The 15,862-nt window shown below is 46.0% G+C and carries 11 protein-coding genes; 6 read left to right on the top strand and 5 right to left on the bottom strand.

Annotation, left to right across the window (positions count from 1 at the left end; translation table 11 throughout):
- Window positions 1–291 precede the first annotated feature (291 nt).
- Entirely contained in the window at window positions 292–1,755 is a 1,464-nt protein-coding gene (locus QUB61_RS08540) for a CIA30 family protein (protein ID WP_333130853.1), read from the bottom strand.
- 142 nt (window positions 1,756–1,897) lie between these two features.
- A complete protein-coding gene (locus tag QUB61_RS08535; protein ID WP_333130855.1) occupies window positions 1,898–4,420 on the bottom strand; it encodes an ATP-binding protein in 2,523 nt (840 codons plus the stop codon).
- 489 nt (window positions 4,421–4,909) lie between these two features.
- On the opposite strand from QUB61_RS08535, the gene QUB61_RS08530 reads away from it, so the two are divergent.
- On the top strand, window positions 4,910–5,299 hold the full coding sequence (locus QUB61_RS08530; protein WP_333130857.1) for a hypothetical protein: 390 nt from the start codon (window positions 4,910–4,912) through the stop codon (window positions 5,297–5,299).
- Window positions 5,300–5,423: 124 nt separating this feature from the next.
- On the opposite strand, the gene QUB61_RS08525 is transcribed toward QUB61_RS08530, so the two are convergent.
- The gene (locus tag QUB61_RS08525) at window positions 5,424–6,281 is read right to left on the bottom strand and encodes an Hpt domain-containing protein (RefSeq protein ID WP_333130859.1); all 858 of its coding nucleotides are present in this window, start codon (window positions 6,279–6,281) and stop codon (window positions 5,424–5,426) included.
- Window positions 6,282–6,493: 212 nt separating this feature from the next.
- Entirely contained in the window at window positions 6,494–7,420 is a 927-nt protein-coding gene (locus QUB61_RS08520; protein WP_333130861.1) for a DMT family transporter, read from the bottom strand.
- Window positions 7,421–7,705: 285 nt separating this feature from the next.
- Here QUB61_RS08520 and QUB61_RS08515 point away from each other — a divergent pair, with 285 nt between their 5' ends.
- Both QUB61_RS08515 and QUB61_RS08510 read left to right on the top strand, forming a co-directional pair.
- A complete protein-coding gene (locus tag QUB61_RS08515; RefSeq protein WP_333130862.1) occupies window positions 7,706–8,515 on the top strand; it encodes an SDR family oxidoreductase in 810 nt (269 codons plus the stop codon).
- 136 nt (window positions 8,516–8,651) lie between these two features.
- Window positions 8,652–9,686 carry an NAD(P)-dependent alcohol dehydrogenase gene (locus tag QUB61_RS08510; protein ID WP_333130864.1) on the top strand — a complete coding sequence of 345 codons (1,035 nt, stop codon included), beginning with the start codon at window positions 8,652–8,654 and terminating at the stop codon, window positions 9,684–9,686.
- Window positions 9,687–9,753: 67 nt separating this feature from the next.
- Here QUB61_RS08510 and QUB61_RS08505 read toward each other — a convergent pair whose 3' ends face one another.
- Complete coding sequence (locus tag QUB61_RS08505; protein ID WP_333130866.1) at window positions 9,754–10,680, bottom strand: calcium-binding protein; 927 nt, start codon at window positions 10,678–10,680, stop codon at window positions 9,754–9,756.
- Window positions 10,681–10,764: 84 nt separating this feature from the next.
- On the opposite strand from QUB61_RS08505, the gene QUB61_RS08500 reads away from it, so the two are divergent.
- From QUB61_RS08500 to nirB, 3 genes are all read left to right on the top strand, one after another.
- A complete protein-coding gene (locus QUB61_RS08500) occupies window positions 10,765–11,745 on the top strand; it encodes an ATP-binding cassette domain-containing protein (protein ID WP_333130868.1) in 981 nt (326 codons plus the stop codon).
- Window positions 11,746–11,934: 189 nt separating this feature from the next.
- Window positions 11,935–12,723: an ABC-2 family transporter protein gene (locus QUB61_RS08495; protein WP_333130870.1), complete on the top strand. Its 789-nt coding sequence runs from the start codon at window positions 11,935–11,937 to the stop codon at window positions 12,721–12,723.
- A 574-nt stretch (window positions 12,724–13,297) separates the two neighbouring features.
- The gene (nirB, locus tag QUB61_RS08490) at window positions 13,298–15,859 is read left to right on the top strand and encodes a nitrite reductase large subunit NirB (protein ID WP_333130872.1); all 2,562 of its coding nucleotides are present in this window, start codon (window positions 13,298–13,300) and stop codon (window positions 15,857–15,859) included.
- Window positions 15,860–15,862 lie beyond the last annotated feature (3 nt).

The following is a 15,862-nucleotide window of genomic DNA, read 5'->3' as shown; positions in this document are numbered from 1 at the left end:
CAGTTGCATCGGAATGATTAAACCGCGAAGACGCGAAGAGCGCGAAGGAAGAACTGTATCTTTTTCTTTCTCTTCCTTCGCGTCATGAGCGTCTTCGCGGTTCATTTAATCTTACTCAATATTGGTTTGCTCGTTAACAGGCTCTGCCTGGTAACGCATATCCGGAGGCTCTGCCTCCAATTTTCCTACTAACAAGCGAGGCAGAGCCTCTGGACATTGATTCCCAGGCCTTGCCTGGGAATCAGTTATAAATCACCAAGCGTACCTCATTTTACTAAGAAGTGCTATATGTTATTTAACTCCAGAGAACAAACCCTGCCAGTCTCCGGGAGGACTGCCATTTTCCCCCTCTTTCACCTCAAAAGTAACGTTGCAAGCTTGAGGCTGTTCCAAGGCTTGCACGCACAATTCTGCAATATCTTCCCGACTGACTTTGCCCCTAATATTGTCTCCTTGCTCAAATATTAAAGCTTTGCCACCCGGTTCTTCAGTCAAAGCGCAAGGTCTGACAACAGTATAAGGTATGCCGCTCGATCGCACACAATCTTCGCCTTTCAACTTCCAAGTCAAAATCCCCCCCAACATATCATTCATTCTGACCGCCGGCGGTTCTTCTTCCAAGTTAATTCCCGGGCGGCCCGGGCGGGTAACTCCTGCCGAACTCACCATCACAAATCGCGGCAAACTCTGTCCCCCATAAGCTTTAACAGATTCTAACTCGAGTTGAAAAATACCAGGTGTAAATTTCGGGTTGAGCGCGCCGTCATATTCAAACTTGCTCAACATTAACTGAAAAGAAAAAATACTGCTGCCATCAAATTTAGAGCCATCCTTAACAGTTTTCGCGCGGAATACTGGAATTAACTCATCAAAAGGAACGGTGACAGTAATCCAGATATTGTAAACAGTATCAAACGAATAGCAATAGCCAATTCCATCCCATTTAGCTTCGTTGCGAACAATCAATTTGTAGCGCTTGCCGTCTCCTTTGACGCGCAGTTGGAGGCCGCTAAATCCTGCGAGATCGATCGGAGGATCGAAGTTGCGGGTACGCACTGAAGCAAAGCCGCCCGAGTTGGCAGTAGAAACATTGCCTGTGAATATAGCTGTATTGTCTGTCAGCCGGATCGAACTTTCGCTAGTGCCGCCCATTACGATGTCGTCGAGGGCACCCCAAGTTTCTTTTAAATCTTGGCTGGGTTTTGTGAAGTCAAAAATTGTTTTTTCGCCTGCTTGAATTAGCTGGCGGCGAACAGCTTGCACTAAATTATTGAGACCTTTGTATTCGACTATTTCGGGAACATCGACAACTTCCGGCATATAAAATTTCATGCCTTGATAGTATTTTTCCCTGGTTGGGGTGTCTCCTTCTACTGGTTGAACTTTGGTGCCGGTGCAGCAGATAACTGCTTCTATGCCCTCGGTTACTAACGGTGTTAGGGTTTCTGGCAGAGTGATATCTCCTTCGACTAATTCGACATTTTTGCCGAGAATTTCTGTTGCTCTTTTGGTATCTCTGACGAGGCAGCGTACTCTATATCCCCGCTGTTGCAGCCGCTTCACAACTCGCTTCCCGACGCCGCCGGTGGCACCGGCTACCAGTATCAGTTTGGGTTGCTCTTTTTTAGTGTTGCTGCTGCTTCCAAAGAGTTGTTGCAGCCAGCTAATGCTGCCAATGAAGGGAATGACGCCGAAATAAGCCAAGGTTTTGAGAAACCTGCCGGCATCCCATTGGGCGGTTTTTTTTTCAGTCATACTCGCTTCCTCAGAATTGGCTCAAATCTACTTAGCTACTTTTGTATTTTAATTGAATTTTCGATTTTTGAATTTGGGCGATTCCCTACCCTTCCCGAAGGCGCGCGCGAACGGGATAACAACGCTGGCGCGGACTTTTTTTTCACTTCACAATGGGTTTGGGATGAGTTTGGTTCAAGGGAATCTCAATAATAAACTCGGTTCCGTCTCCGGGGGCTGAAATGCAAGTCAATTTGCCGCCGTGTTGTTCCACCACAATTTCGTGGCTAATCGTCAAACCTATCCCCGCACCTTTGCCCACAGGTTTTGTGGTAAAAAACGGCTCAAATATTTTCTGGCGAACTGTTTGGGTAATGCCCCAACCGTTGTCCTCTATCCGAACTGCTACGGCTTTTTCTCCCGGACAAATTTCAGTCACGATCCGAATTTGTCCGCACTTGACTCGCTCTTCTTTGTCCCCGCAGTGCGACGATAAATTATTGTTGACAAAGGCATCTTCGAGAGCATCAATTGCATTTGTCAGTACATTCATAAATACTTGGTTGATTTGAACTGGGTAACACTCAACCAAAGGCAGAGAGCCATATTCTTTGATGAGATGAATTGCTGGGCGATCGGGCTTCGGTTTGAGTCGGTTGCTCAAAATCAGCAAAGCGCTGTCCAATCCGTCGTGAATGTCAACTGGTTTAATGTCTGCTTCGTCAATTCTCGAGAAGTTTCGCAGCGACTGAACTATCTCGCGGATGCGGTTAGCTCCTACTTTCATTGAACCCAGCAACTTCGGTAAGTCTTCAACTATAAACTCTAATTCTACTGCTTCTATTTGTGCTTGAATTTCAGGCGAATGCGACGGAGAGTGCTGCTCGTAAAGCTGCAATAAATCGATCATTTTTTGACTGTATTCGTTGGCATAGCTAAGATTTCCGTATATGAAGTTAATCGGGTTAGTGACTTCATAAGCTACCGCCGACACCAACTGGCCCAAACTTGACATTCTTTCGCTTTGCACCAATTGAGTTTGCGCCCGCTTAAGCTCGGACATCGCTGTTTTTAAATGAGCTGTTTTTTCGCGTTCTCTGGCGACTGATTCTTCTAGTGCTCTATTTAATTTTTCGAGTTTGTCGATTTGGCACAGCACTATATTAATCATTGCTTTTCTCAGTTCCAATGCTGCGTCTATTTCGCATTGTTTCCAAGGCAACGATTTGTACCTCACATTTTCTTTCCACAGCTCGAAGGATTTCCGAGGAGACAGTCGATGGTTGCCATCTTCATCTGTTTGAAAGGGTTTGTTGGGGTTGCCCGCCCAATTTACGGTCTTAATTACTTCCGGGCGAAACCACAAAACGTATATTTTCTGAGTCGGCGATATTGCTATGGCCAAACACCCGCTGGCCGTGTCTTTAAATTCCTCAGCTTCTGGATAGCATTTGGTCAGCGAGTCTGTATAAAAAACTTCTTGGTTTAGGTGCTTTTCCACCCACTGAGTTAAGTATTTGAGCGATTCTCCCTGAGGTGTTTGCCCGACTCGATAGCAATTGTCTCCAAATACTATTGCTGCTCCCTGGGCGTTGACTGCTTCTAGCAAATTATGCTGACATTTAACTAACACTTGTGACAAGTTTTCGGAGGTGGATATGTCTTCAAAAATTTTGGTTTGAAGAGATTTTAAGTGTAGTTTGTAGTCGTAGTCTTCGTTTCCTTCTTTTGATTCCAGTTCTAAGGACATTACTTGCCCGATAAATTCGCAGGCTGCGCGCAATTCATAGTTGAGGTATTTTGGTGTATAGTTGTGGCAAGCAATCAATCCCCACAGTTTTTTGTCTTTGATTAACGAGATTGACATGGAAGCTGCAACGCCCATATTTTGCAGGTATTCTATGTGAATGGGAGAAACGCTTCTCAACACGCTGAAACTGAGGTCTCGGGTCTGGGTGGTAACAGCATTTTTTCCTGAAACAATGGGGACTGGTTGATAATTAATATCTGGGATTAACCTCAGCCAATTTAACGAATACAGTTGTCTGGCTTGTTTGGGAATATCTGAGCTGGGGTAGTTTAATCCTAAGAAAGGACTCAGCTTTTCTGCTTTGTCTTCAGCGATCACAGCGCCGTTGCCTTCGGGGTCAAATTGATAGACCATAACTCTATCAAACCCCGATATTTGCCTGATTTCTTCTACAGTCACCTGACATAAGTCCTTGAGGTTTTTGGCGCTTTGAATTTTGCTGACAGTGGCTCTCACTGAATGATAAAAGCTAAAAACCGAAAGATTTTCTGGGTTAGTGGCTAATTCTAACTCAACCATCAACACTTCTTGTACTCGGTGAAGGATGCAGTCAAATTCTAAAGATTTACCTGGTCTTTCGACATAGAGTTTAATGGGATTGACGGTTTTTAAGTTTTCATTCCGCAAACAGGCCTTGAGTTTTTCTAGTTGAACTGGATCGAATAATAAGCTCAAATCTTGACCGATCGCACTTTCTGGAGCGACTCCTAACAAATGCAGCGTATTTTCGCTGACTTGCAGTATTTCTAGTTGAGGTTCTCGTACAACAAGTAGCACCCCGTGTGGCTGAATGTGTCCCGATATGTGAATGGGTTCTCTATCGCAGTTTGTCAAGTCAACTTCTTCGAGCGCGGGAATTGTGATTTGTGGAGCCATTTTCTTTATTTTCCGATGTAAAAATTCGAGATGGTTCTATTGGTTTTAGATGTGAGATCAAATAGGCTTTTCTATAATAATCTCATCTTGTTCGATCGCATAACGGCTCGATCTTTTGACAGACGCTGACAATCAATCATCCGAGAATCGACGAGGCTTCAATGATTGAGTCGAAAATCTGCCTGCCGTTGTGTTGCTGCGAGACCGGCCTGAGCCTTTTAGATCTTTTTACCGACTTGGCTTTTGTATACCCTTGATCCCCGACGTTAATTATCGCAGAAATTATTGCCATTGTTCAAGAAGTTTTAATGATTTTTCACAAATTTAATATTTGTGGTAAAATTTGGCCAGCAGGAAAAGGGGGAGAGAAATGCGTCTCCAGAGCGGCCTACTGACGAAAATATTAAGTTAAAGTAAGGGTGACAAGCTCTGAAAGTCAAGTCACGTTAAGCTCTTTCAGTATATCCAATAGGCCCGACAATTAGACTAATGCTCGACTTCAATACAGTTACTGAGTTTTCTCATACCTACTGCATAGCTATCTGTGCCTTTTTAGTTCCGGCAAACTTGCTGACTACTTTGCAGACAGCGATTTTGACAGGACTAAACCGACCTCGAATACAAGTTTGGGCGTCTGTGGTTGTGGCCAGCCTTTGGGCGACAGCAATGATATTTCACGTTTTTACCTGGTTCGCGATCGGGGTAGTAATGCCTCCGACATACATCTTGCTAGTTATGGCAATCACTTGTCTGACAATTAATGTCTGGGCGATCGCTCATCCTGCAAGCATGATGCAATTAATTCGAGTTGCGGTATCAGTTGTTAGGGGAGCTTTCAGAAGGAAGAAGGATTTAGTTATCTTGGAGAGAAGGATTTAGTTATCTAGCAACTAAAAAAGAATTTAGCCGGGGGCAATGTGAAAGATATCAGGGAGAATATTCGTTTGACAAGAAAGTTTTCCCTGGTTCCAAATCTGGGTTCATAGTCCAGATTTTCTAATGCTTATTCCGGTTCGCGATCGCGACAATCTTCTGTTTCCGGGCCGCGGGGATGGATCGTGCAGTTGAGCAGGTAGCCGCCGTCCCTTCTGCCGTAATAGTAGCGGCATCCGGTGCAAATTTCGGGACGTTCGATCGCACTTTGGTAAACCGGATAATCTCCTGTCGCCAGCAGCGAAAAGTCGCGCTGCGTCTGAACAGTCCCGATAATAGCGCCTGAGAGTTCGACAGCTTGGCGGATGTTTTCGATCCTGGTGTAAGGCGGCAGGTAAATGTCAATACAAAGGCGTATGCCCAAGCCTTCGTGCTCGTGGCGGGTAATAGTGCCTCCCAGCAAACCGACGCGCGAGACAATAGCCGAGGAAAATTCGCCCAGTGAAGTGCAGTAACCGGAGAAAACGTGAATATGTTCGTCCGTAGTAGCTCTGACAGTCAGGCGAGTGGGAATCAGCACTCTCAGGTAAGCGTCGAGTTCGTCAAAAACCGCTTCCGCGAGGGAGAGGAGTTGGTTTGCCTCTTCGTGGTTGAGCCCAAAATCCTTAGAAACCTTGTATACGAGGGCTGCTAAAATATCAAAAACTTCGATTAACAGCGATTGCAGCCTGCTATCAACGGCGATCGGACATTCTCGGAGCAGTTTTAAATAATGCTCGAAGCGATGGGCAATTCGCTGAATGCTGCTAAATCCGAGCATAGCGGCTCCCCCTTTAATCGAGTGCGAGGCTCGGATCAGGTGGTGTATGCTTTGGGGAGCTGGCACGGTGTTTTGCAGGCCGTGCAAGCCTTGTTCGATGATTTGGAGGTGGTCTGCGGCTTCTTCGAGAAAGTACCCGATGATGCGCTGTAGTTGTTCTGGCAGCATAATTTTATTCTCCGAAAGGCACCCGAGTATCATTAGTCATTAGTCATTAGTCATTAGTCATTAGTCATTAGTCATTAGTCATTAGTCATTAGCCAGACATTTGATAGTTTGGAACGGATATTTAACTGACGAGTTATTTTTGTTTTTAAACCCTCATCTGTTTTATTCTGACTCACGGCAACTTTCGTGGCAATGTTGAAATATGTTAACTGTTAACTGTTGACTGTGATTTTTTTGGCTCCGACGGTAGCGGTTGCTACCCCCAACAGCAGCACCGCAGCACCTGCGAGTACCGCCTGCGCCGGCACTTCCCCAAACAGCAAATAACCCAAAAAACTCGCCGCCACCGGTTCAAACAAGATGGCAAGAGTTACCAGTGTTGGGGAAATCTGCACTACAGCCCAGTTCAAAATGGTGTGGCCGACTAATTGAGGCAAAGCGGCCGTTAACAAAATATAAAGATATACAATGTGCGGATAATCGGTATAACTGGTGCCGAAGAGGAAGGGGAGAGGCAGCAGGACGATCGCAGCAACAGTATAGGCGATCGCGATATAGCCACCAATTCCCAGTCCCCGCCGCTGAGCTTCCCGGCCCAGCAGCAAATACAAGCTGACGGCCCAGGAACCAGCCAGAGCGAGGAAATCGCCCAGCAGTTGGCTGCTGCCGGCATTAGCTGCGCCCGCGCTACCTCGGGCGATCGCCATTCCCCCAGCAAGGGCTATAGTAATACCAACGATCGACATTTTGCTGAGTTTTTCTCCAAACCAGAAGCGCGACAACAGCGCTACCCAGACAGGATTAGTGGTAACGAGGGCAGTCGAGGCGGCGATCGAAGTATAAGAAAGTGAGGTAATCCAGAGGGCAAAGTGCAGGGCGAGACACAAACCCGCAGCAGCAGCATAGCGCCGAGCTCCCGGTTGCAGGGCGTTCCACTGAATTTTCGGCCAAGCCGGAAGCAGAATTAAAGCAGATAAAGTCAGGCGAGAGGCCGCAAGTACCAGACTGAAACCGAAGCCGCCCGCCCCTGCTTCCAAGTTAGCCAGCCGGATTAAGATTGACGAAGTTGAGACGGCTAAAACGCCAATAATTAACACTAGGGCGATCGACCAATTCGGCGGTTGTTTCGGAAGATTCATTTTTTAGGCATTGGGCATTGGCCAAACAGGGCATTGGGAAAATTTACAAAGCAATTTTCGCACAAATTATGAATAATTTCTATTCTCTTCTTCTCCTCTCATCTTCTCTCTTCCTTCGTGTCCTTCGCGCCTTCGCGGTTCGTTTAAAAAAAGCCTCACCGCAAATCACAGAAAATTGCTATACTCAAGAAATATTAATGTAGAGCGCGCCTAAAATTAGATTACCTCTGTTATAGTTTCAATACCCCCGGAAACGATTTCCCCCCTTACAATTTATAACTATCGATGGCTCCTACAGTTTTGATTACAGGCGCTTCTGGCGGAAGCGGCAAAGCAACAGCACTTTTATTTGCAAGTAAAGGTTACGATGTGGTGATGGTGGCTCGGCAGCCAGAAAGATTGGCAGCAGCAGCGGCTCAAGTGCAGCGAGAAGGCACTTCGGCTGTAGCTATCCCGGGGGATGTTGGCGACATTCAACAAGTGCGCGCGATCGTCCAAAAAGCCCTAGATGCCTGCGGCAACATCGATGTTTTGGTTAACAATGCCGGCATTTGTCTCGCGGGGGCGATCGAGCACACTACCTCCGAAGACTGGCAGCAATTAATGAATACCAATTTTTGGGGATGCGTTAACACAATTCAAGAAATTTTGCCACATTTTCTGCAACGAAAAGCTGGGACAATAGTCAATGTTGGTTCCATTGGTGGCAAAATGCCCTTGCCTCACATGACTGCTTATTGCGCCAGCAAATATGCAGTAACCGGTTTAACAGAAACTTTGCGATTGGAATTAGCGCCTCAAGGCATTCACGTTTGCGCCGTGCATCCGGGCATGATTAACAGTGATTTTTTAGAAAGAGCTCAATTTCGCGAGCGAGACGAGCCCGCAGTCGAATTGCGCCGCCAGAAAATGACCGAAATGCTGAAATCTGACTGGACTAATCAGCCGGAAGATATTGCTAAAGCTATCTGGGATGCTGTGAAAAATCAGCGTGCAGAAGTTACAGTCGGCTCTGCTTTTGTGGCGTCGGAAGCTTATCGGTTGTTCCCCGGTTTGATGCAGTGGGCGATGGAAAAGGGCAAGTTATCATCCTAATTGGTAATGGGTAATGGGTAAGGTGCGCCATAAGCACCCGACAAATTATTAGTAACGCGCCTAAGTCCTAGGGGCCACTTCACTTGAATATATACAACTAAAGAAAGAGACTGTTAAACCCGCCCCGAACACTATAATGGCAAGCAAACCAGGAAATACCACCATGCAAATCAAAGCACTGGCCGTTAAAAAAACCGGGGGATTGCTTGAAGAATACAAATTCGATGTCGCACCTCCAAAAGTACATGAATGTCTGATAAAAGTGTTAACTTGCGGCATTTTTCACTCTGACTTGCACATGATTGACAACGATTGGGGTCAATCAAAATATCCCCTCGTTCCGGGCCACGAAGTTATCGGAGAAGTGGCAGAAATAGGACCGCAAGTGACTCATTTAAAAGTGGGCGATCGCGTTGGTGTCGGCTGGCAAAGGTCGTCTTGTTTGCAATGCCGCGACTGCTTGCGCGGTAACGAAAATCTCTGCGATGAAAAGCAGGAATTAATTGTTACAGGCCCCGGCGGTTTTGCCGATTATTTGATGGTAGATTCCCGCTTTGCTTTTCCTATTCCCAAAGGCATCGATTCCCAAATAGCGGGGCCGCTGTTGTGCGGCGGAATTACGGTTTACGCCGGTTTGCGGAATGCCGGGATGAGTTCCGGGCAAGAAATTGGCATTCTCGGCATCGGCGGTTTGGGACACATGGCGGTGCAATTTGCGAAAAAATTAGGCAACCGCGTTACAGTTTTTACTACTTCCCAAGATAAGGCTGAATTTGCACATAAAATGGGGGCGGACGAAGCTATTGTAGTAGGAAAAGGCGAAACTCCTCAAGCGCCCAGCAGCAAATTAGATATTTTGTTGAGCACTGTTCCTGCTGCTTTAGATTGGGTTCCGTACATTGATTTTCTCGATTCTGACGGTGCGCTTGCTTTTGTGGGAGTTCCCGACGCACCTTTGAGTATTCCGTTATTTTCGCTGCTGGCAAAGCGGCGCCGAATTATGGCTTCGCCGATCGGCGGTCGCGCTATGATTAATCAAATGCTGGCAATTGCAGAGAAGTTTGAGATTGAGCCGAGTATCGAAGTTTTTGCGATCGCACAAGCGAATGAAGCCATGCAGAAAGTCCGCGACAATCAAGTGCGCTATCGCGCAGTTTTGACGGTGAGTTAGATAATGCGTAATCGGTAAGGTGCGCAGTGCGCAGTGCGCACCCTACTAGAGATATATAAGCAACGAATTAAAGCAAAGAATTAGCACTAATAAAACGATCCTTTAAATCGGCTGGGGTCACGTTCAACACAGTACCCAACAAAGCATTAGTAAAACCGAATCTCATATTAGTAGCTTCCACGCGGCCATTGCCATCGGGATCGAGACTTTGCTGCGAGATGCCGCCCTTGGCTAACAAACTCGTTCCCCCCGCTATAGTTCCAGGATTGAGCAGCAGCAGTCTCGGATCGTTTAAGCTATAACTTACCTGTTCAAAGGAGATATTGCTGCTGGTAAATTGCCCACTAATTCCTATCGAATCGTTAGACTTATCAAAATCCACAATTAGCGCGTCAGGAACTTCAATTCCAGCTACTCTGATTCCCGCTTGATCGACTCTAAAAACAAAGACATCCCTCCCCCCACCACCTTTGTAAATATCCACATCTCGGTCGCCAATTAAAGTATCATTACCGTCACCGCCAACTAACAAATCACTACCTTGTCCACCGCGCAGCAAATCATTTCCCGCACCCCCATCAACGAAATCGCTATTTCTATCTCCTGTCAAGGTATCCTCACCAGCTTCTCCCAAAACATCGTCATCATCTTTGCCGCCGTAAATAGAATCACTGCCGGCACCGCCTAACAGACTGTCTTTACCATCGTTGCCGAAAATCCGTTCTGCATCTGACGATCCCCTGACAGTATCATTGCCGCCCAGCATCCAAAGTCCCCCAGGAAAACTAGCAAGTTGTCCTGGTGCAAGTGTAATATTTTCAGGAGAATTGTCTCCTACCAAACGAGAGATGCCTGAATTATCGGGCGTGAGTACCATAGTTGTAAACTTTGTGCGATGTATGCGATCGTGAATATTTTGCAATATTCTAAAGCTGAGTTGGGTGCGCCAGAACACAGTTACTTTCTCCACGCGATCGAGCACTCGCTGGCGCACCCTACTTGAGAGCTCTATCGCTCCATCTTGGCACAACCCTGATGGAAGTATCCTAGATTAAAATAAAAGTTAAAATTTGAGCCGATGCCAATTATCTTAGTTGAAGACTTGAGCAAAGTTTATCCAGTAGCGATTAAAGAACCGGGACTTAAAGGAACAGTGGGACACTTTTTCAGGCGCACGTACCGCAATGTCAAAGCAGTTGAGGGCGTTTCTTTCAGCATTGAACCTGGGGAAGTGGTGGGGTTTCTCGGCGCTAACGGTGCGGGCAAAACTACTACGCTGAAAATGCTGACTGGTTTGATTTATCCGTCTGCTGGTACTGTGAGAGTGTGCGATCGCACTCCTTTTCGTCGCGAAGCAGATTTTCTGCAAAGAATCACGTTAGTGATGGGGCAGAAACAGCAGTTAATTTGGGATTTACCCGTGCTTGACTCTCTGCGAATCAATGCCGCTGTCTACGGCATTCCCGATACAGATTATCGGCGGCGAGTCGGAGAATTGACAGAAATGCTGTCACTAGAAGGCAAGTTAAATCAGGCGGTGCGCAAGCTGTCTTTGGGCGAACGCATGAAAGCTGAATTGATGGCAGCGCTGCTGCACCAGCCGGAGGTATTATTTTTAGATGAACCGACTTTAGGTTTGGATATAAACGCACAGTTTAGCGTCAGGCAATTTCTGCGAGAATATAACGAGCGCTATCAAGCAACGGTGCTGTTGACGAGCCATTACATGGCTGACATTACTGCTTTGTGCAAGCGCGTTTTATTGATCCATGAAGGGCAATTAGTTTATGATGGCAGTTTGGACGGATTGCTCGACAGGTTTGCACCTTATCGGGAAGTTCAGGTAAAATTAGCCCATCCGCTGGCAAAAGATAGCGCTTTTGCTTACGGAGAGGTAGAATCAATTGAGGGAAATTCAGTGCGACTTTTGGTCAAAAGGGAGGAGCTGACGGTAAGCGTGGCAAAGATTTTGGCGGAGTTAGAAGTGATAGATTTGACTGTTACGGATCCGCCCATTGAAGAGGTGATTGGGCGAGTTTTTCGCACTGGAAAAATTTAATTGACTGCGCCGAAAATTTGGTGCGGTTAAATTAACCACAATACTTGTAGGGGCGGGTTTAGTCAACTATCTATTCCGGCAGACTAATAATCTAGATCGACCCGCCCCCACCAGGCAACAGAATTCGATCGCGGGCAATTCACCGGACACGATATAACTATAAATCTACAGGATTTATTGAGATGCTATATGAACAAATTTTTGAGAATTAGTAAAACTTTGCTAGTTACCTACTACGCTTATATGCTCGAATACCGGGCGGAATTGTTTTTGTGGGCGCTGTCGGGAGTTTTGCCGTTTATCTTGATGGGCGTCTGGATGCAGGCGGCCGAAACTGGTGAATTTGCGCTGAAGTCGATCGACTTTGCCCGTTATTTTTTAGCGGCTTTCATTGTGAAACAAACAAATGTAGTTTGGGTGATTTGGGAGTTTGAAAAGGAAGTAGTGCAAGGCACGCTATCTAATAGATTGTTGCAGCCTCTCGATCCCGTATGGCATCACATTGCATCTCACGTTTCCGAAAGGTTTGCGAGGCTGCCGTTTGTAGGCGGATTAGTGCTGCTGTTTTTTGCACTTTACCCGCAGGCTTTTTGGCTGCCGAGTTTGGGCAGGTTTTTGCTGTTTTTGTTGGTTGTCGTCTTGGCTTTTTGCTTGCGGTTCTCGATCCAGTATACCTTTGCGCTGTTTGCTTTTTGGCTGGAAAGGGCAAGTGCGATCGAACAATTCTGGTTTTTAATTTATCTATTTTTATCGGGACTTATCGCGCCGCTAGAAGTGTTTCCCGCACCCGTGCGCGAAGTAGTTTTGTGGATGCCGTTTCCTTATTTGATTCATTTTCCCGCTTCAATCTTGATCGGATTGCCCGTAGATGTAGGCCGGGGTTTGTTGGTAATGTTGGGTTGGAGTGCGGTGTTTTTTGTGTGGAATCGCTGGCTTTGGCGGCAGGGTTTGAAGCAGTATTCTGGCATGGGAGCTTAAATAATAATTAAAAATTAGAAAACTGTAAGCTGCGTCACAGTAAAAATGTTAATCGTTTTGTCAAAAAGACGTGACGCACCCTACTTAACTGTGGAGTAAATCTAAAATCTAAAATCTAAAATCTAAAATCGACGGCGGCAAGGTTTGAAGCAGTATTCCGGTATGGGAGCTTAAATAATAATTAAAAATTAGAAAACTGTAAGCTGCGTCACAGTAAAATGTTAATCGTTTTGTCAAAAAGACTTACGCGACGCACCCTACTTAACTGTGAAGTAAATCTAAAATCTAAAATCTAAAATCGACTGACGCACCCGAATTAACTCTGGAGTAAATTTAAAATCTAAAATCTAAAATCGACTGACGCACCCGAATTAACTGTAGAGTAAATCTAAAATCTAAAATCTAAAATCTAAAATCTAAAATCGGTCGATCGCAGACATCATGCAAAAATGCAATCGGAAGTATTCGACAATTGCATAAAAATCGATTTTTTGTATATATAAGTACAAAACTTTACAATAAAGTCTTATATTAATAAACTCAACGACTGATAAACGGGATGAAAGAGATTCTAATGACAGCCAAAAAAAACCTCATTGTAATCGGCAATGGCATGGTAGGTCACAAGTTCCTAGAGTTAATGGTGAGCTCGGATGCTACCAAACACTGGAATTTAATTACTTTCTGTGAAGAACCGCGCGTTGCTTACGATCGCGTAAACCTCAGCGGATTTTTCTCTGGCAAAACAGCGGGAGACTTATCTTTAGTTGCACCGGGATTTTATCACGAAAATGACATAAAGATTCACATCGGCGACAAAGCAGTCGCCATCAATCGGGAACAAAAAATAGTTTCTTCAGCCAACGGTTTAGAAGTTCCCTACGACAAAATTGTTCTCGCGACTGGTTCCTATCCATTTGTGCCACCAATTAAAGGCAAAGACGCTACAGGCACTTTTGTTTACCGGACAATTGACGACCTGGAGGCGATGTCCGATCATGCTAAAAATTGCCGAGTTGGCGTAGTAATTGGCGGCGGTTTGTTAGGTCTAGAATGTGCTAACGCGCTGCAAAATATGGGCTTGAAAACTCACGTAGTTGAGTTTGCTTCGCGGCTGATGCCCGTGCAAGTTGACGAAATTGGCGGTGCAATTCTCCGCAGCAAAATAGAAGAGTTGGGGGTTTCGGTTCACACCAGCAAATCTACAACAGAAATTGTTAGCGAAGATGGCAAAGTTACTAAAATGCTGTTTGCTGACGGTTCGGAATTGGCAACAGATATGATTGTCTTTTCTGCTGGCATTCGCCCCCGCGACGAAATTGCCAGAAGTTGCGGTATAGAAGTAGGAGAACGCGGCGGCATTGTGATTAATGATAGCTGCCAAACCTCCGATCCTGACATTTATGCGATCGGAGAATGCGCGCTTTATCAAAGTCGTATCTACGGCTTAGTTGCGCCTGGGTATACAATGGCAAGCGTAGCAGCGGATATTTTGAGCAGTGCAGCGGATGACAGGCAAGATGCCTGCACTAGCACTTTTACAGGTGCGGATATGTCCACTAAACTAAAACTTTTGGGAGTGGATGTTGCTAGTTTTGGTGATGCTTTTGCCAATTCTCCCGATGCTAAAGAAATTGCTGTTGCTGACACATTCCAAGGTATCTACAAAAAATTAGTTTTAAATCAAGATGGCAGCCGGATTTTAGGCGGGATGCTCGTTGGAGATGCTTCTGCTTACGGCACTTTGCTGCAATTCATGCAAAATGAAATTGCTCTGCCGCCGCATCCTGAAGATTTGTTAATGCCACCGCGATCGGGCGCAGCATCTGCTGGCTTGGGTGTGGACAGTTTGCCGGATTCGGCTCAAATTTGTTCTTGCAATAATGTCAGTAAAGGGCAGATTTGTGAAGCGATTCGCGATCGCAATTTAACCGATGTTGCCAGCGTCAAGAAATGCACTCAAGCTGGTACGGGGTGCGGCGGGTGCGTGCCTTTGGTGACAGATATCTTCAAGTCTGAGATGAAGAAAGCCGGGTTTGCTCTCAAAAATCACCTCTGCGAACATTTTGAATATTCCCGTCAAGAATTGTACCATTTAGTGCGCTCTCAAGAGATTAAAAGCTTTGATGAGTTAATTGAAAGACACGGCAAAGGTAAGGGTTGCGAAATTTGCAAGCCTGCTGTTGGTTCGATGCTGGCTTCTACTTGGAATGACCATATTTTAGAGAAGTCTCACGTCGGTTTGCAAGATACGAACGATTACTTTTTGGCAAACATTCAGCGCGACGGTACTTATTCGGTGGTGCCGCGAGTACCCGGTGGAGAAATTACGCCGGATAAGTTGATTGTTTTGGGAGAAGTTGCCAGGGATTTTGGGCTTTATACTAAGATTACTGGCGGGCAACGGATTGATTTGTTTGGAGCTCGCGTGGATCAATTGCCGCATATTTGGCGTCGGTTGATTGATGCGGGATTTGAGTCGGGACACGCTTACGGTAAGGCTCTGCGTACTGTAAAATCTTGTGTGGGTAGCACTTGGTGCCGGTTTGGGGTGCAGGATTCTACGAGTTTGGCGATCGAAGTTGAATTGCGGTATCGCGGTTTGCGATCGCCCCACAAGCTCAAATCTGCTGTCTCTGGCTGCACTCGCGAATGCGCGGAAGCTCAAAGCAAAGATTTTGGGATCATTGCTACGGAAAACGGCTGGAATTTGTACGTGTGCGGCAACGGGGGAATTAAGCCGCAGCACGCGGTTTTGCTGGCTGCGGATATCGATAAGGAAACTTTGATTAAGTATATCGATCGCTTTTTGATTTTCTACATCCGCACGGCGGATAGATTGGAACGCACTGCTACTTGGTTTAACAAGCTTGAGGGCGGGATTGAATACTTGAAACAGGTGATAATTGAGGATTCTCTGGGCATTTGTGCTGAGCTGGAAGCGCAGATGGAACATTTAGTGAATACTTATCAATGCGAGTGGAAAACGACCATTGAAGACCCACAAAAGGTGCAGCGGTTCCAGCATTTTGTGAATTCCGATTTGCCCGATCCGAGTATTGTTCGTGTTGCGGAACGGGGACAAACGCGGCCTGCTTACGAATATGAAAAGGCTCTGGCTGGAGTTTCGGAATAACCC

Origin of the sequence: Microcoleus sp. C2D2 (assembly GCF_036702495.1) — a bacterium.
Classification (GTDB): Bacteria; Cyanobacteriota; Cyanobacteriia; order Cyanobacteriales; family Microcoleaceae; genus Microcoleus.
This window is presented reverse-complemented; position numbering and strand designations above follow the sequence as displayed.